This is a genomic window from Endozoicomonas sp. Mp262, assembly GCF_025643335.1.
Taxonomy (GTDB): Bacteria; Pseudomonadota; Gammaproteobacteria; order Pseudomonadales; family Endozoicomonadaceae; genus Endonucleibacter.
Genome location: NZ_CP092489.1, coordinates 4,970,285 through 4,988,021 on the forward strand (window position 1 = coordinate 4,970,285; position 17,737 = coordinate 4,988,021).

Sequence of the window (17,737 nt, forward strand, 5' to 3'; positions counted from 1 at the left end):
TTTTATTGAACACCTACTGCAATACAGCGTCATACTATTGAACATTTCACCAATAAAACAACTTCATTTAAATACTTTTTAAAATTCGCTATAAATTCGACTACCCACGGAACATTCACTTTATCCAGTGATGCAATCTTGACCTTAACCTTACCGCAGCCTGAGAATGAATTTGGCTAACCCTTGATTCACTAACCCCAAGAACTTTGCCAATTTCTTTTAGATTCATTTCCTCATCATAATAAAGCATTAATACCAGCTTTTCTCGTTCAGGCAATTTATCAATAGCTTCAATAAGCGCCATCTTAAATTTTTCTTCCTGAATATCCGCCTGTGGCCCCCTGTCACCAGAACTGGCCTGCATACGAGACTCTTCACTATCAAACAGTTCTTCGAAACTGAATAACCGGCATCCTCTAAGATCGCTGAGAATGGTATAGTAATCATCAATTTTCACATTGAGTTCAGCGGCCACCTCGACATCTCGGGCATCCCTTCCCAGCTTGGCCTCAACCGCCTGAATGGCTTCACTGATACGCCTGCTATTCCTGTAGACAGACCTTGGCCCCCAGTCACCCTTACGGATTTCATCCAGCATGGCGCCACGGATTCTGATGCCTGCAAAGGTTTCAAAGCTCGCGCCCTTTTCCGCATCGTATTTTTTGGCAGCTTCCAGCAAGCCTATCATTCCTGACTGGACAAGATCATCAATCTGAACGCTGGCGGGCATTCTTGCTGCCAGGTGATTGGCAATTCTTTTGACTAAAGGACGGTGTGCCTCAATCAATTCATTATCAACTTTACGGTTTTCCTGAATGGCCTGTGCTAATAATGACATGACTAAACTCCCTCCTTAACTCTTGTTGGCATAAAAATTTCAATACTTCCCCTGGGCATGGGAGCAGGAACCGCTTTCACCTGATGAGCAAGCCGCTGAAACGCACGGGAAGCCCGACAATCCGGTGACCGCTCCAATAATGCCTGTTGATGGTTTAAGGCCTCTGGAACCGCCTTATCAAAAGGAATGGAACCGAGATAGCTCAAAATAATCTGGCTATCTTCTCTTAAAATATTCTGAAGTCGTTCAAATTGTCCTGACCCTGTCTTTTTGCTGGTCACTGCATTCACAACAATACCAAAGCGACGCACCTCATATATCCTGTTTAGCAGTCGAATCAGTCGGGCAGCATCCAGCAGGGAAAGAATATCCTGATTAGTGACAATAAGGATTTCTCCGGCAGCCTGAATCAAAGTGACATTATCGGGAGCCATCCCCGGCGCCGTATCAATAATCAGGGTATCAAGGGACGATGCCAGCTGTTCAAGCTTGCTGATCATCTTTACCGTATCGTTAATACCGATAGACTGACGCCACATGGGGCCACTTGCCGGAGCCAGTACCGTTAGCCCCGAGGGCCCGGAAAGGATTTCCCCATCCCAGAAACTGCTATTGTTTTCAGGTGTACTCAAGCTGGAATTAAAATCCAGCCCCAGGGTGGTTCCAACATCTGGTACTGATAAATTACCATCCATCAGTACCACCCGTTGTCCAAGTTCAGAAAGAGCCAGTGCAAGGTTCACAGATACAAACGTTTTTCCGACACCACCTTTACAACCCGCCACAGCAATCACGCGTTTGGTTTTGGAGGTCATAGTTATTCGCTTCGTTTGTTTTTAAACAATTATTAACTAACAATGAACATGCCAACTTTTAAAAATAATTATTTTCCTCCAGCTTGGAGTCATTCTATTGAACCTATTTAACCTGGAGGCGCTTTCTTTTTCACCACAATCTCATGTTTTTAAAAGATAAAAAATTATTAGATAAAGAAAATAAATTCTGCCGTTTTTTTGACTTCAAAGTTAAAAACAAAGAAATAATATTAATTATCATTAATTATTCAGCACTCACACCCCTATTTATTTGACACTGTCATTTATTCGTGACATTTTCCCGTCGAAGGAAAAGCCAACAAAAAGACCTATTCAAAAAATAATCCAGCTATTAACTGCCTTGTCAAAATAACGGCTCAAAAAATCGCAACCCCTGTGACTTAGCCCATAAAAAAAACCTGGCAAAAGCCAGGTTTTTTTTATGGGGATGATTAAGAGAAAGTTTACAACTAACTCTTAACCGTCTCTTCATAGCGATGCATGCCATACTTTCGCATCTTCTCCACCAATGTAGTCCTGCGAATTTGCAACTTATCCGCCGCTCTTGCCACCACATTATTACAGTCATTCAAAGCCTGCTGTATCAGGCTTTTCTCCAGGCGGGTGAGAAAATCCTTCAGATTCAATCCACCCACCGGCAATACGGCAAGATCATCCACCCTTCCCGTTCCTGCCGGCTGAATACTGTCAGGAAATAAATCAGCCATGCCACCATCATCATGGTCCTGGGCATTCAGGTGACGATAGTCCTCAGGCAGATCCTGAACACCAATCACACCATAGGGATACATGATAGCCAGACGTTCAAGCAGATTTGCCATTTCCCTGACATTCCCCTGCCAGTCATGTCGACACAGAGAGAGAATAGAGGAAGAACCCAGGCGAATGGATCCCCGTCCCTGCTTCTCCATGGCCCGAATCAGCTCATTCAGCATCAACGGGATATCTTCCGGTCGATCACGCAGCGCGGGCATTTCTATGGGGAATACATTGAGACGGTAATAAAGGTCCTCACGGAAAGTGCCTTTTTCAATCATCTCTTCAAGATTTTTGTGGGTGGCAGCAATAATCCGCACATCAACCTCTATGGATTCAGTTCCACCAACCCGCTCAAAGGTTCTTTCCTGCAAAACCCGCAGCAGCTTAACCTGCATATGCAGGGGCATATCCCCGATTTCATCCAGGAATAATGTGCCTCCCTGAGCCAATTCAAAACGCCCTTTCCGTGTGGCAACAGCACCGGTAAACGAGCCTTTCTCATGACCAAACAATTCACTTTCCAAAAGTTCATTGGGGATAGCACCACAGTTAACCGGTACAAAAGGCTGATCACTGCGACTGGAATGTTCATGCAGATTTCTGGCCACCACTTCCTTGCCGGTACCAGATTCCCCGGTGATTAATACATTCACATCCCGATCCGACACCTGGGCCATGGCAGAACGAACATTCCGAATGGGTTCACTTTTCCCCACAAGACCCCGGAATAGTTCCAGCTGTTGCTGGGCAGCACCAATCTGATGGGTTTGTCGCCACTGCTCACGATAAACCTGACCATAGTGCATGCATGACAACAGCTGCGCCTTGGAACAGGGCCAGTCCAACCGCGCAACGATCTGACGCTTGAATGCAGCCTGCAGGTTATCCGGAAGGGGTTCATGGATGCGAATAACCGGAATACCCGCTCCCCAGCGCTGTATTCTCGCAAGAATACCCTGTAAAGAGCTTTCTGCCTCGAGAAAATCACCAAGGAAAATAGTACTGAAGGTTTCCGGCCTGTGCATACTGATAGACTCCTCCCAGTATGCAGCACTTATAGTAACGGGCTTGTACCCCATAAAATGGAGTACGGTGCTTAAATCATGACGACGCTGCTGCGCATCATCAATGATTAGTACCTGATCAGCTGTCTCCATATGACGACGGTCCTTGTCATCAAGTCAAAAAAACAACATAACGGCACAATATTTCGAAATTAATACTTCTCTTTTAATTTAGTAAAGATATAAAAATATCATCCGTCAAATAATTATACGTTTTTTCTTTTTCCTACAAACCAGCACAAGGCAAAAAGTACTGAACAGCCTTTAAATTCTATGCCCCGAAATTGTTATGTCCTTAAAAAATATTTAAACAACATACAGCCCCTATAATCAACATAACCCGCTGGACAACACATTCATCAACCTATCACCTTTATCGCACAAGTCAGCCTTTAAACTGGAGGTTCCCTTGACTTGAGGGAAATTCATTATGAAAAATACCATGGCATTTTTTTATACTTTACTAGGGCTAACTCCATTAATAGCTGCTAATACCTTTGCAGGCCCCATTGCAACCACAGCAGGACAGCCCATCATCACAGCACCTTTAGCAGCCCCCCCTCTTTTTACAGGAACGATACCCAGTCTTGCTTTGCAGTTTGAAAAACTTGATTTTGTTGATCCGACAGAGTGGGGGAATAGTACCCATACAGCCAAAACACCCTTTATGAAACAAAAGATAAAGCATACAGAAAGAAGTAAAAGATCGTTGACGCCTCCAGATGATCTCAATCGCCGGAAGAAAGCAATTCGGCAACGGCATCACCACCGTCATGATCACCAACCACGGGCAGGTTGGGATTTACACGCACCTGTCTGGATCAAAAATATAACATCTAACTGGTTCAAAACTAATCTACAAAAATCGCTTACTGTTGATGAGAGTAACCCCGGCTACGAACAACCTGTAGCAGCTCAGCAACAAGAAGAAATAGTGACTTCGCTCGTAAAAAATTGGTCAGAAAAACCAGAGGCAGAAAGAACAGAGGAGTCTCTTCGCACCATCCTATCTGCACAGGGAATCCAACTGAAAGAGCTAAGCCAAATATCTCCTGATAACATAGGAACGGAGCAGGATCCCTTACCCTTACCCCCAGGCAAAATTGTATCAATAATACACAATGGTGAGATTTTATCTGGCAGCAGGACTACTCAAGACCATGTCCGGGTTAGACGAGAAACCCAATCTGGCAATTGTAAAATCAAGCCTCTTAATTTCCCACTCTATTTCGCAGCTGACCCAAAAATCAGGAAGAATTTTTCTCATATTTCGATCAACATAGGTCATGTACCAAGAAGAGGAAAACCGTGCCAGCACCTAACCCAACAGGAGAGGCAAGATTTACCTTATAGCAGCTGGCAGAGGTACATACTCTATAAGACACAGCAAAAGCCCAAAAAGACACCTCTTCGCTGTCAGGCGACAAAATTTGAAAGCAAGCCTGTTACAGTCATTCAAGAAACAAATTTCGATGGATTTTCATATTCAACACGGGTCACTCAAGTAAACACAGGAATAAAGGTGGCAGTTGAAGCTAAATGCCGATAACTCATACTACCTCCCTCTACGTCCTATAGCTTTAATCGGTGTACCTCCCCCCTATTCTCAGATATCCTGCACTTCACCCCACAGCTTGCGCAGCCGTTTATCCGAAACCGGAAAACGGGTTCCCAGCTGCTGGGCAAACAGGGAGACCCGGTACTCTTCCATCATCCAGCGATAAAGTGTCAGGTTCTCATCCACCAGCTTATGCTTTTGGTGTGCGTCTAAACGGCTGGTATAGGCTTGCTGAAGGGAGCCCAGCTCTTCTGTCCAGGCCCGGTCGCGGTTGACCTGGGCAGGCAGTTTTTCCAGCCGCAGCGCCATAGCCTTCAGGTAGCGGGGAAAATGACTGAGCCACTCAGTACCGGCTTCCTGAATAAAACCATTACTCAGCAGGCGTGTCAGGTGTTGCTTGATATCCGCCATGGAATAAGCCCGGTCAAAGGGAATATTTTTCCCTTTTAACGTGCGGGCAATCGGTTGCGCCAGCCTGAATATCTCATTAAGCAAAGGATCGGTCTTTTCCGCCAGGGGAACAAGGTCTCCCTTATACCGCTCAATTAATGCCTCAAACTCAGCCTTACTGGTGGGACGTTCAGCCTTATCTGCAAGAAAAGCCCGGGATACCAGGAAGCCTTGAAGATCATCCTCCAGAACCTTGTGGTTCACCAGATTGGTAGCCAGTAGTTTGGTTTCTTTTAAACGAGACATTTTAGCAATGGCGAATTTCAACTGGCTTGCCATTCTTATTCTGATCAACCTTACTAGGCCGTTATGAGTTTCTTTATCTGCCAATGAAGGGCTTTCCAGCAGCTTCACCGCAACACTATCCGTTTGATCAATCAAGGCAGGATAAACCTTCAATACCAAACCGGAATAATTACGGGTAATCTCCCTTGGCAGCTCGCCACAGGACCAGTCCGTCAGGCCTTTCTGCTCCAGCCCGTCAGAGGATAAATTACGGATACTGGCTTCAGCCTGACTGGCAAACCGTTCCCTGAGCGTCCTGAGGTTACGCCCTTGCCCCAGCAGTTTGCCCCGCTCATCCACTACCCGAAAATTCATCAAGTGATGGTCATCCAGATTATCAGTGCTCCAGGCATCATCCGGGATAGGCATACCTGCCATTCGCGTCAACTGCCTACCCAGTTTTTCAGCCAGTGGCTCATCACAGATTGAAAGGGCTTCCAGCGCCCCTTTAACAAAATCGGGCACAGGTACAAAATTCTTGCGAATGGCTTTTGGCAATGCCCGCACCATGGCAACACACTTATCAAACAGCATTCCCGGAACCAGCCACTCAAGCCGGTATTTGGGCAGCAGCCTGAGAGCTTGCACAGGCACCGTCAGAGTGACGCCATCATCAACATCTCCCGGCACAAAGTGGTAGGTCAACGGTAGCTCAAGACCTTCCCAGCGGAACCGATCGGGGTAGCGAACTTCCGTTATCTGATCCGCATTATGACGCATCAGGTATTCACGGGTTAACAATAATCGTTCCGGCTCTGCACGCTCGACTGCTCTACGCCATTTCTCAAAACCTGCACCATTAAAAATACCTTCGGGAACACGCTCATCATAAAAGGCATAGAGGGTCTCCGGATCCACCATAATGTCCCTGCGCCGGGCCTTGGCTTCCAGTTCATCCACTTCGGCAATCAGGGCATTGTTATGGGCCTGGAACCGCCCTTTGGACTTATAATGGCCTTCAACCAGGGCTTCCCGTATAAAAATCTCCCTTGATACCACCGGATCGATGGCACCGTAATTGATACGACGGCGACCGACGATAATCAGGCCATAGAGGGTCACCTGCTCAAAAGCAACCACCTGAGCCCGTTTCTTTTCCCAGTGGGGTTCAAAATAATTACGCTTAACCAGATCACCTGCCAGCGGCTCAATCCATTGTGGCTCCACTTTGGCATTCACCCGGGCAAACAGGCGGGATGTCTCTACCAGCTCTGAAGACATCACCCACTTAGGCTTTCGCTTGTAGAGCGTTGAGGCCGGGAATATATAAAAGCGCCGGTTCCTGGCTCCCATATAATCCGCTTCATCATCTTTATTGCCTAAATGGGATAGCAGGCCCGACAGTAAGGCTTTATGCACATCGCCATAACTGGCTGGTTCTTCATTCACCCGAAACTTGAGATCCCGACAGGCAAGTGCAAGCTGACGATGAAGGTCGCGCCACTCCCGCATACGCATAAAAGACAAAAACTGTTGTTTGCAGTATTTGCGTAGCTGATTCTGGGAAAGCGCCTGCCGCTGCTCTTCATAACTTTCCCAAAGATTAACAAAGGTCAGGAAATCCGAGTCTTCATGATAGAGTTCACGGTGCCTTTGGTCTGCCGTCTGCTGTTTTTCGGCCGGTCGCTCCCTGGGGTCCTGCACCGCCAGGGCACTGACAATCACCAAAAGTTCTTGCAGGGCATTATTTTGCTGCCCTTCCACCAGCATACGACCCAGACGGGGATCCACAGGTAATTGCCCAAGCTGGCGGCCAATACGGGTCAGCTTTCGCTCGGCATTAACGGCGCCCAGCTCCTGCAATAGTTTAAAGCCGTCGTTAATGGCCTTGCTATCCGGTGCATCCACAAAGGGGAAACGGGCAATATCCCCCAGCCCCATCCGCAACATTTGCAGGATAACGGCGGCCAGGTTAGTTCTCAGAATTTCAGCATCGGTAAACTCGGGACGAGCCAGGAAATCCTCTTCAGAATAAAGGCGGAAACAGATGCCGTCAGACACACGTCCACAGCGGCCTTTTCGCTGATTAGCCGAAGCCTGCGATACAGGTTCAACCGGTAATCTTTGTACCTTTGATCGAACACTGTAGCGGCTGATCCGTGCCGTTCCCGGATCAATCACATAACGGATACCGGGAACGGTCAGGGAAGTTTCCGCCACGTTGGTGGACAGAATAATCCGTCGCCCGGAGTGAGACTGAAAAATCCGGTTCTGTTCCGCCGCTGTCAGGCGGGCGTAAAGGGGAAGGATTTCGGTATGGGGTAATCGGGCATCCCGGAGAAATTTTGCTGTTTCCCGGATTTCCCGCTCACCGCTTAAAAACACCAGAACATCACCCAGACGCGCGCCCTTACCGGAGTGTTCCATTGCGGTAATTTCAGACAGCGCCCCATAGATACTTTGCTGTAGTCGCTGGTCAGCATCCCGCCCTTCCAGCTCCAGGTCTTCCATAGGTCGATAGTACAATGCTACCGGATAGGTGCGACCTGAAACCTCGATCACCGGAGCATTGTCAAAATGCCGGGAAAAACGTTCAACATCAATGGTGGCCGAGGTGATGATCACCTTGAGGTCTGGGCGTTTCGGCAGGATCAATTTGATATAGCCCAGCAGAAAATCAATATTCAGGCTGCGTTCATGGGCTTCATCAATAATCAGGGTGTCATAGCGACTAAGAAAACGGTCATTTTGAATCTCTGCCAGCAGAATCCCGTCGGTCATCAGCTTAACCAGGGTCTTATCAGTAGAGTGATCCGTAAAACGAACCTGGTAACCCACTTGCTCACCCAGGGAGACCTTCAGTTCTTCAGCAATACGGTTAGCCACAGAACGGGCGGCCAACCGCCGGGGCTGGGTATGACCAATGATGCCATAGGTTCCCCGCCCCGCTTCCAGACAAATTTTGGGCAACTGCGTGGTCTTTCCTGAGCCGGTTTCACCGGCAATAACAACCACCTGATGTGCTTTTATGGCAGCCGCAATATCGCTCTTGCGATCCACAACGGGCAGGGCCTGGTCATAGATTATTTCCGGGATAGCAGCCTGTCGCTGGGCAACCAGCATCCGGGACTTTGTTAGCCGTTTTTGAATAGCCTCCAGCCCGGCCTGGTCATTACGACGTAGCCTCCGAAGCTGTCCCCTCAAGGGGTAGCGATCTCTAATCATGCACTGTTGGATGCTTCGGCGTAGGTCATTTATAGCAGGGCCGGACACTCATTAACTCCAATATTTACTTCATAAAAAAACAGGGACAATAGTATAACCATCTCTATCTAAACCATGCCCGATTCCCCTTACTCACAGCGCCCCGAGGATGCCGATAAACCCAATTCTGTAGATAACAAAGTAGGATTTTTACTCTTTTTTTCACCACGGAGAACACAGAGAACACAGAGCTTTCATTGCTCTTAAAAAATAATTCTCCGTGTCTTTGTGCGACCGCCATGAATGGTGGAAATGCCGAAAATGTAGGAACACTTATCGGCTCTCTGTGGTGAATAAGATGTCTTTTGCGACACCCTCTCCCCGCAGGGAATGCATACAGATGTTTCAGCTTACTCAATGGCTTTATGGGTGTTCATCCCAGCCAATGCTTCATCCCGTAATGCCCGTCGAAGAATTTTACCCACATTAGTGGTTGGCAGCTCTTTCCGAAACTCAACCAGCCTGGGCACTTTATAGCCCGTCAGATGTTTACGGCAATGCTGGATCACATCTTCCCGGCTCAACCCAGGGTCTGAAGCCACAACAAATACTTTAATGGCTTCACCAGTTTTATCACTGGGTACCCCAATGGCTGCACTTTGCAAAACATCGGGATGCAAGGCCAGCACATCTTCCAGCTCATTGGGATACACATTAAAGCCGGAGACGCAGATCATATCCTTCTTTCGATCCACAATAGTGACATACCCCTCCTCATCAATTTGGGCAATATCCCCGGTTTTCAGCCACCCCCCAGCATCAATAGTCTCGGCAGTGGCCTGTGCATTTTCCCAGTAGCCTTTCATAACCTGGGGGCCATAGACACACAATTCCCCCACCTCTCCCTGCTTTAGATCATTCCCCTGATCATCAATCACCTTAAGCTCACAGGAGGGTACAGGAATACCAATGGTTCCCAGCTTAATTTTATCCAGGGGGTTAATGGTCACAATAGGTGAGGTTTCTGTCATGCCGTAACCCTCACAAATACGACAACCGGTTAAATCTTCCCAGCGCTTGGCGGTATCCAGCTGTAATGCCATCCCACCGGATACGGTATTTTTCAGATGCGTGAAGTTAAGCTGACGAAAAGAAGGATTATTCATCAACCCCACAAAGAGCGTATTCAGGCCCACAAACATGCTGAATGGTTTACCTTTCAGCTCCTTCACAAAGCCATTGAGATCCCGTGGGTTGGTAATCAAAAGGTTATGGGCACCAAGCAGCATGCCCACCATACAATGCACAGTAAAAGCAAAAATATGATAAAGGGGCAAAGGAGCCACCATAAGCTCTTTACCCTCCTCCAGATTTCGCGCCACCATGGCTTTAGTCTGGAACATGTTGCTAATAATATTACGATGAGTCAGCATCGCCCCCTTGGCTACGCCTGTGGTACCACCGGTATATTGCAGGATGGCTACATCATCATTCTCCCTGCGGACCTCCCGGGTTCCCCAGTGCCCTCCCAGCCTAAGGACTCTATTGAATGTCACGGCTCCGGGAATTCGCCAGTCCGGTACCATTTTCTTGATATAACGAACAACCCCATTTACCAGATAACGCTTAATGGGTGGCAACATATCCCCGACTTCGGTGACAACAACATGGTTAATCCCTGTCTTTGGCAGCACTTTTTCAGCCATATGAGCCATATTAGCCAAAACCACCAGCGCTTTGGCGCCGGAATCATTGAACTGATGCTCCATCTCCCTGGCGGTATATAAGGGATTGGTATTAACAACAATCAACCCGGCTCTCAATGCCCCGAAAACCGCCACCGGAAACTGAATCAGATTGGGTAACATAACCACAATACGATCACCCGGCTGAAGGTCTGTATAATTTTGCAGATAGCTGCAAAATCGGCCACTTAGTTCGTAAAGCTCTGCATAGCTGATGCTTTTTCCAAGATTGCTGAAAACCGGCTGGTCTGCGTATTTTTCCGCAGAATAATTCAATACATCCAGTATGGATCGATACTGCCCGGTATCAATCTCAGCAGGAACGCCTTCAGGGTATTTATCTTTCCAGAAACCGGTGATCAACTGTTTGCCTTCTTCAATCATTTAGCAGAATAAATAGGTGAGATTATCAATTTTCTGGATACCTCGATAGACAAGCTTCGGAAAAACCGTACGTTAACAGCAAGGCAGTAAAAGCAAAACCGCTATTATCAAACCATAAATGCCCATAGCAAAAAAAACATTTTGCACCACCCAAGCCCATGAAAAACGGAACAACCAAATATTTTTCACAGCAAAGAACAGCTTATCACTCACTTAGCCAAAACCCTTCAAAAGTTGATAATTACGTAAAGAACCCTACTTGCGGTTCTAGCCGCACTCATAATAATGAGACACGATCTTTTTGGAGGTTTGCGAGCAGACCTGAACACCATCACTCCCGGCTTTTGTCCGGAAGGCCGACATGAAATGTTTAACGAGATCAACAGGAAGCAGGCCACTAACCGCCTGTTACAATGGACTGATAAACTAAATTGCTAACGAGCCAGTAAACTACAATGCGTAAGCTTAAAAATATTCCTTTTGATGAGCTGGAGATAGGTACCAAGGGGAATCTCACACGAACACTGACCGAACAAGATCTGTTGCTATTTGCCAAAGTATCCGGTGATACCAATCCCGTTCACCTGGATGAGGCCTTTGCTGCTACAACCCAGTTCGAAGGCCGTATTGCCCATGGCATGTGGACTGCCTCCCTGATTTCCTGTGCCCTGGCAACAGAAATGCCTGGCCCCGGGGGAATTTATCTAGGGCAGGAACTTAAGTTTCTGCGCCCTGTCAAAATAGGCGACACAGTTACTGTCCAGTTAGAAGTTCTATCCAAGAATGAACGACGTAAACGGGCAACCATTGCAACCAATGTTATCAACCAGCATGGCAAAACCGTTGTTAAGGGAACAGCTGAAGTCATGCCCAGTTCCAATAGCATAGCTGTTGACGAGCACCCCCTTCCCGACGTGGAACTAAAAAACAACTAGACGTTTTTCGTGGCAATGAGGTTACTCATTGCCTCTTCTCTGTTAATTTCTAAATAGTATTGTCCGCCAGGAGTGATACCGGTCATCTAACTGAAGAGTGCATATACAACCAAGGTCAGTTAAACTCTGATTGCCGGTAGGTTTTAACTGGCTGGGATAGTGAAAATTCATTCTTGATATGACATAAAGGCCTTCTGACAGACTCCCTCCTGGTCAGCCTCCTTCAGTCCAATAATTATTATGAGGTAAGCATGAAGCTTTCCGCATTCGGCAAGAAATTCACCCGCCACTCAGGCATTCTTTCTCTTATGGATGACCTGGGCAATGCTATGGCCAATGATAGTGATATGATCATGATGGGAGGGGGTAACCCGGCTCATATCCCTGAAGTAGAAACTGCATTTAAGGAACGGCTACAACGGATTCTCGATAGCCAGTGTGAATTCACCCGCCTGATAGGCACTTACGATCCCCCTCAGGGAGAGAAAGGTTTCATCAGTGAGCTGGCCCGGTTTCTGAATCGTCACTATGGCTGGGGTATCAGTGAACGAAACATAGCCCTGACCAATGGCAGTCAGGCCGCTTTTTTTATGATTTTCAATATGTTTGCCGGCCACTATGATAACCATCAGTGCAAACGTATACAGCTACCCCTGGCACCGGAATATATTGGCTATGCTGATAGTGGCGTGAAGGATGATTTTTTCATTGCCAACAAGCCCGATATTGAACATATTGATAGCCATATCTTTAAATACCATGTGGATTTCAATCATCTCACCATTGATGAGAGTACAGGTGCCCTGTGCGTCTCCCGTCCAACCAACCCTACCGGCAATGTGCTCACTGATCACGAAATTGAACATCTGGATGCTCTTGCCGCCCGACATGATATTCCACTGATTATCGACAATGCCTATGGAGCCCCTTTTCCCAGCCTGATATTCACAGAAGCCAGACTTAACTGGAATGAAAATACCATCCTCTGTCTCAGCCTTTCTAAATTAGGGCTGCCCGCCACTCGCACCGGCATTGTCATTGCCAGTGAACAAATTATTAATGCCTTATCCGGAATGAATGCCATCATGAATCTGGCACCCAACAGCTTTGGGAGCTTGCTTGCACTGGATATGGTCCGGGATGACAGTATTCGCCCACTCTGCCAGAATGTCATTCGCCCTTATTATGAAGAAAAGGCAAAATTTGCCATCCATTGTCTTAAAAGACATATGACTGGTATCCCCTGGCGTATCCACAAACCGGAAGGTTCCATGTTTTTATGGCTATGGTTCAAAGACTTGCCGGTCTCAAGCCTTGCTTTGTATGAGGCATTAAAAGCCCGCGGTGTCCTGGTGGTTTCCGGCCACTACTTTTTCCCTGGTATAACGGATGGCTGGCAACACAAATACGAGTGCCTTCGCATTACCTTCACCCAAGATAGCACTTCAGTGGACAAGGGAATCTCGATTATTGCCAAGGAAGTCAGGAAGCTTTACGGAATGTAATTCATTAGCTCCCTAGGAGTCCTTTCAGGACTCCTGCCTTACTGCTCTTAATCTCTGTTAACTCTGTCACTTGCTCACGCTTTATTCCATTCATTGCCTATCATTTCCTTCATTTAGGCTCTTTCAGTATAAGAGTACTTCCTTCAATTAACTCACCTAAAAACAGGTGAGAATTTTTTGAGGGAAAGGAGCGACCTGAGATAATATCAACAATACAGCGAACTTCATCAACGACCGGACTACTGATGGTGGTAATATCATAAGATTCATACCTGGCGGGAGAAATACCATCCATGGATATAACCCCGATATCATCCGGAATACTTAGCTTTTTTCTGTAACGAATGCCATCCATAACACCCATAGCCAAGATGTCACTGGTACAAATAACTGCATCAGGATAAGGGGCTGTAAAACATAGCTCCATTGCTGCTTGAATGCCTGCATCGTAGCTATCTTCCGGTGCTTTTATATGATTTGGAACCACTCCGCTATGCTGTAATTGTTTTTGACAGCCTTTATAGCGGTAATAAGTTACAGGATTATTTTCTGCCCCAGTCACAATACTTATCTTCCGGTAACCTCTTGCCAGCAGTATTTCTGCTGCCAGTCTTCCGGTACGTTGGTGATCACCAGAAACAAAGTGGATATTACTGCCTGATGGAATGGTAACTGTCAGAGGGGCTATAACAATAATTGGCTTTTCACTACCGGATAGGCTTTGGAGGCTTTTCTGATTTAAAATACCATTAACAATAACAATTGCTTCAACCTGGTACTGCATCGCCTGCAAAACTTGTTCGGACACATCATCAACGTCCTGTGCTGAAAACAGAATCATTTGGTAGCCTTTCTGATGCAACGCCAGCGTCAAGGTTGCAACCACATCCGTATAATACGGATTCTGGTTTATCTGACCGGTCACCAGGCCAATCAACCTGCTTTTTCGGGTATTCAGCATTTTAGCAATGATATTTTGCTGATAACCCAGTTCCCGCGCTTTTTCCAGCACCCTTACACGCGTCTTTTCCGAAATTCTGGCCCCTGGAGTAAAAGCACGGGATATAGTAGCTGTAGATACGCCAAGGGCACGGGCAACATCTGCAGCAGAAGCTTTTTCGAAAGGATTATTAGGCATCTATCAAATAACAACTGAACACCGGGGTTTGATAAAACCCCGTATAGAAAATGTATTATTATGCAATTTCAGCTTTGGTTTTGTAAATGACTGAAGGCTTGGTCAAGGTTTCAGGCAATAGCATCCAGGCCACACAGCCCAATGCAAAAAACAGCGATGGTATCAACAAACCCACTTTCATCCCCAGATCGTCAGCAACAACACCTATGCCATATACAGTGACCATTGATATAATCCGCCCCATATTAAAACAGAACCCGGATGAAAGCGCCCGGTACTTAGCCGGAAACATTTCTGTGTAATAAGCTCCCCACACTCCTGAATAGCCCAGCCCAATACCATAAAGAAACGACATGGCAAAAAGCAGATAAATATATTCAATGGATAATCCCATATATACAGGAATAATAATGGCGCACAGCATCATTCCCAGAATGTTTTTTTTCCGCCCCACACTATCAGCTATAAACCCCCACATGATAAACCCGAGAAAATGGCCAACATTCTGAATCTGCACCATTCGGGACCACTCCTGCACAGTCATCCCTAACCCATCCTGCAAATAGATAGGAACAAACTGAGTAAAACCTGAATAACCGGAAAAGTTCATGCCGGAAAGGAAAACAGCTAAAATAGCCACCCAGAAATACTTTCCCTTTAACATTCCTCCATAACCCAGCTTCTCTTTTTTTACCAAAGCCTGCTCTCTGTTTTTTTGAGCAATAGCGAGGTCAGAGGGAACCAAAAAGTAAACCAGAACAACACCGATTAATGTGGGAATAATGCCAAACCAGAGCACCATACTCCAATCTGACTCCATAAAAACTTCGGCTACTTTTCCCGCAATAACGCCAGAAACCGCAAACAAACAGGAAGCAAAGCTGGTGAGCCTGCCGCGATATTTTTGTGGGAACAAGCCTACAATCAAAGATACAGCCGTCCCAAAGACCCCACCCAGAGCAACGCCTGTTAGAAAGCGAAATACAGCCCATACTGCAAAGGATTCAGGTGCAACAATATGCGCATAGGTAAACAGGGAAAAGCTGACACCCAATACCATCAGGGCTATTTTTCTCCCCCACTTCAGAGCCACTTTTCCGGCAATAATCGTTCCAAATAAAGTCCCAAATGACATCAAGGAAAATAACAAGGCAAAATTTGAATTAGTAAAATCAAGCTGGGTTGTCATAAAAGGACCCAGCACACTGAGTATATAGAAGTTGTAGCAATAAAAGAGGTAAACCAGAAGAATAGCTAAATAAGCTGCCATGCGGCGAACAGTAGAAAGATTTTCCCCCAGCTCAATACCTGTATCACATGTATTTGACATCCCGTTTATCCATAAAGTTTTTTCTGTATACAAACAACAGGCATACCAGCACCATGAGTACCGGTACACCATTGGGTTTGAACTAATCCACCTGTTCCATGCTAAGGCGGTGTCCCTCAATTTGACGGAGCACATCCAGTCCATCAAAGGTCAACCATTCTTCGAGAATATTGCCATTACGCACTTTATACTGGCTAACACCCAGGATTTCAGCTTGCCCATGGGAAGGGGAACCAAAAAATCCTATTCCCTCATGTAATCCCAATACTCGCCAGCGAACAGCAACATCCCAGTCTTTATCACCTGACACTTTATTACAGGTCACTCTCTCAACCTGAACCCTGGCATTAGGGAAGGATGCAAAGAAGCTGACCAGCCACCCTTTGATAGCATGAGAGCCTGTTAGATCCTGATTACATACAGTATGTAATACGGCATTTTCAGAGTAATAGTCAGTTAGACAGTTAAAGTAACGCGCCCCCCAAACCTTGCTCATCATTTCCTGCATGAACTCGCCAATGGCAAAAACAGAACTGCCTGAAATTTTGATCTCCGGGATAAATTGGCCATTTCGATTTTCAGATAAACCATAAGAACCCAAAGCAGGTGTCGATTTTGCCATTTTTCGCGCTACTATATTGGGATCCATACCCAGTTGCCTGACAATATGCAGGTTATCGCGAACAAGCCACTCTTCCACAATCTTATTTTTATAGACCTTGCAATCAGCCACCGTTCTGAAAGAAATCGGCTTCCCGGTAGCAGGGCCAAAACTACTATCTCCCAGATTAGTGGCTGTGGAATGAATTCTATGGGAGGAAAAATAAGTTGCATCTGGGTCTTCAGACCAAATTACATTTTCAGCAATAAGACGGCGGTCAGGAAAAGCATGAAGCTGCTGCATTGTCCCGGAGATAACCGTGTTTAAGCCAGCCAGGTGCTGTGTACCCACATGCATAACACAATCATTGTGGTAGGTCTCATAAATAACCCCAATACCTTTTTCTTCCCAGATTTTATGGGTAATACGCAAGATGTAATCAACAAAATCCCTGTATTGAGGCTCAAATCCTTCTAACTTTTGCCGAGGCTCGGTAAAACCATCCATTTGGTTATGATCATTATGATAAAGCGGAGTCACCTTACCGCTATCGCCAAAAAAAATAACGGGATCGCCTTGATCTAATGATTTACTGGCGCCATTACCTTTTACTTTCGGACTTATTGTAATGTCTTTTGTTTTTTGTCCTGTAGCTGCTGTCTCAGTCATCACATTCCCCTGTTGAGAAAACCGCACAAATAGTGCAATCGATTGCACAAATGGCTTTGTATTATTTCCTATCACTTATCGCAACAGTTACAGGATAAGAGACTGATTTATATCAATATATTAACCCACTTATTGTAATCGATTGCACAAATAGACTCATCAGCTTCTTAAACATCATCCATATAAATTCAAAAACCACAAAATGTTTGGTAAGCAGGCGTATAGAACAAGTGATCTGACAAGAGTTTTCCGGACACTTTTTTACGCTGTCTCGGCAAGTTCCTGTTCATACTTGAGCGGAGCCAGGTAGCCGTTAGTTGAGTACTTTAGCAGCATGACCACGGATGCAAAGCATTTTATGCATTCAGTCCGATCTCACTGGTCGGTGGAAAATAACACCTGCACTGGACACTCGACACTGCCTTCAGAGAAGACGAATGCCGCATTAGAAAAGGGTTCGGCGCAGAGAATATGGCGATATCCCCCAGTCATCATG

At 46.2% G+C, this 17,737-nt stretch carries 12 protein-coding genes; 3 read left to right on the forward strand and 9 right to left on the reverse strand.

Features of this window, described 5'->3' with window-relative positions; all coding sequences use genetic code 11:
• Positions 1 to 115: 115 nt before the first annotated feature.
• From MJ595_RS22190 to MJ595_RS22200, 3 genes are all read right to left on the reverse strand, one after another.
• Entirely contained in the window at positions 116 to 838 is a 723-nt protein-coding gene (locus tag MJ595_RS22190; RefSeq protein ID WP_263080325.1) for an RNA polymerase sigma factor FliA, read from the reverse strand.
• Positions 839 to 840: 2 nt separating this feature from the next.
• Positions 841 to 1,653 (reverse strand): P-loop NTPase, encoded by an 813-nt coding sequence (locus tag MJ595_RS22195; protein ID WP_263080326.1) that lies wholly within the window; start codon positions 1,651 to 1,653, stop codon positions 841 to 843.
• A 470-nt stretch (positions 1,654 to 2,123) separates the two neighbouring features.
• Positions 2,124 to 3,590, reverse strand: a complete 1,467-nt coding sequence (locus MJ595_RS22200) for a sigma-54 dependent transcriptional regulator (RefSeq protein ID WP_263080328.1) — start codon at positions 3,588 to 3,590, stop codon at positions 2,124 to 2,126.
• Between the two features lie 337 nt (positions 3,591 to 3,927).
• On the opposite strand from MJ595_RS22200, the gene MJ595_RS22205 reads away from it, so the two are divergent.
• Positions 3,928 to 5,046 (forward strand): hypothetical protein, encoded by a 1,119-nt coding sequence (locus MJ595_RS22205; protein WP_263080329.1) that lies wholly within the window; start codon positions 3,928 to 3,930, stop codon positions 5,044 to 5,046.
• 57 nt (positions 5,047 to 5,103) lie between these two features.
• On the opposite strand, the gene hrpA is transcribed toward MJ595_RS22205, so the two are convergent.
• From hrpA to MJ595_RS22220, 3 genes are all read right to left on the reverse strand, one after another.
• A complete protein-coding gene (gene hrpA / locus MJ595_RS22210; RefSeq protein WP_263080330.1) occupies positions 5,104 to 9,003 on the reverse strand; it encodes an ATP-dependent RNA helicase HrpA in 3,900 nt (1,299 codons plus the stop codon).
• 341 nt (positions 9,004 to 9,344) lie between these two features.
• Positions 9,345 to 11,042: an AMP-binding protein gene (locus MJ595_RS22215; RefSeq protein WP_263322568.1), complete on the reverse strand. Its 1,698-nt coding sequence runs from the start codon at positions 11,040 to 11,042 to the stop codon at positions 9,345 to 9,347.
• Between the two features lie 93 nt (positions 11,043 to 11,135).
• On the reverse strand, positions 11,136 to 11,276 hold the full coding sequence (locus tag MJ595_RS22220) for a hypothetical protein (RefSeq protein ID WP_263080331.1): 141 nt from the start codon (positions 11,274 to 11,276) through the stop codon (positions 11,136 to 11,138).
• Positions 11,277 to 11,518: 242 nt separating this feature from the next.
• On the opposite strand from MJ595_RS22220, the gene MJ595_RS22225 reads away from it, so the two are divergent.
• Together MJ595_RS22225 and MJ595_RS22230 are read left to right on the forward strand one after the other, a co-directional pair.
• Complete coding sequence (locus MJ595_RS22225; RefSeq protein WP_263080332.1) at positions 11,519 to 11,998, forward strand: MaoC family dehydratase; 480 nt, start codon at positions 11,519 to 11,521, stop codon at positions 11,996 to 11,998.
• 251 nt (positions 11,999 to 12,249) lie between these two features.
• Positions 12,250 to 13,503: a valine--pyruvate transaminase gene (locus MJ595_RS22230; protein ID WP_263080334.1), complete on the forward strand. Its 1,254-nt coding sequence runs from the start codon at positions 12,250 to 12,252 to the stop codon at positions 13,501 to 13,503.
• A gap of 109 nt (positions 13,504 to 13,612) precedes the next feature.
• Here the strand turns inward: MJ595_RS22230 and MJ595_RS22235 are convergent, their stop codons facing one another.
• From MJ595_RS22235 to MJ595_RS22245, 3 genes are all read right to left on the reverse strand, one after another.
• Positions 13,613 to 14,641 carry a LacI family transcriptional regulator gene (locus MJ595_RS22235; RefSeq protein ID WP_263080335.1) on the reverse strand — a complete coding sequence of 343 codons (1,029 nt, stop codon included), beginning with the start codon at positions 14,639 to 14,641 and terminating at the stop codon, positions 13,613 to 13,615.
• A gap of 58 nt (positions 14,642 to 14,699) precedes the next feature.
• A complete protein-coding gene (locus MJ595_RS22240) occupies positions 14,700 to 15,971 on the reverse strand; it encodes an MFS transporter (protein WP_263080336.1) in 1,272 nt (423 codons plus the stop codon).
• A gap of 82 nt (positions 15,972 to 16,053) precedes the next feature.
• Positions 16,054 to 17,241 carry an ester cyclase gene (locus MJ595_RS22245; RefSeq protein ID WP_263080337.1) on the reverse strand — a complete coding sequence of 396 codons (1,188 nt, stop codon included), beginning with the start codon at positions 17,239 to 17,241 and terminating at the stop codon, positions 16,054 to 16,056.
• Positions 17,242 to 17,737 lie beyond the last annotated feature (496 nt).

Bases quoted from the DNA above. Each gene is read 5' to 3' on its own strand.
- MJ595_RS22190 (WP_263080325.1), bottom strand. From the start codon at position 838: ATGTCATTATTAGCACAGGCCATTCAGGAAAACCGTAAAGTTGATAAT.
- MJ595_RS22195 (WP_263080326.1), bottom strand. From the start codon at position 1,653: ATGACCTCCAAAACCAAACGCGTGATTGCTGTGGCGGGTTGTAAAGGT.
- MJ595_RS22200 (WP_263080328.1), bottom strand. From the start codon at position 3,590: ATGGAGACAGCTGATCAGGTACTAATCATTGATGATGCGCAGCAGCGT.
- MJ595_RS22205 (WP_263080329.1), top strand. From the start codon at position 3,928: ATGAAAAATACCATGGCATTTTTTTATACTTTACTAGGGCTAACTCCA.
- MJ595_RS22225 (WP_263080332.1), top strand. From the start codon at position 11,519: ATGCGTAAGCTTAAAAATATTCCTTTTGATGAGCTGGAGATAGGTACC.
- MJ595_RS22230 (WP_263080334.1), top strand. From the start codon at position 12,250: ATGAAGCTTTCCGCATTCGGCAAGAAATTCACCCGCCACTCAGGCATT.
- MJ595_RS22235 (WP_263080335.1), bottom strand. From the start codon at position 14,641: ATGCCTAATAATCCTTTCGAAAAAGCTTCTGCTGCAGATGTTGCCCGT.
- MJ595_RS22240 (WP_263080336.1), bottom strand. From the start codon at position 15,971: ATGTCAAATACATGTGATACAGGTATTGAGCTGGGGGAAAATCTTTCT.
- MJ595_RS22245 (WP_263080337.1), bottom strand. From the start codon at position 17,241: ATGACTGAGACAGCAGCTACAGGACAAAAAACAAAAGACATTACAATA.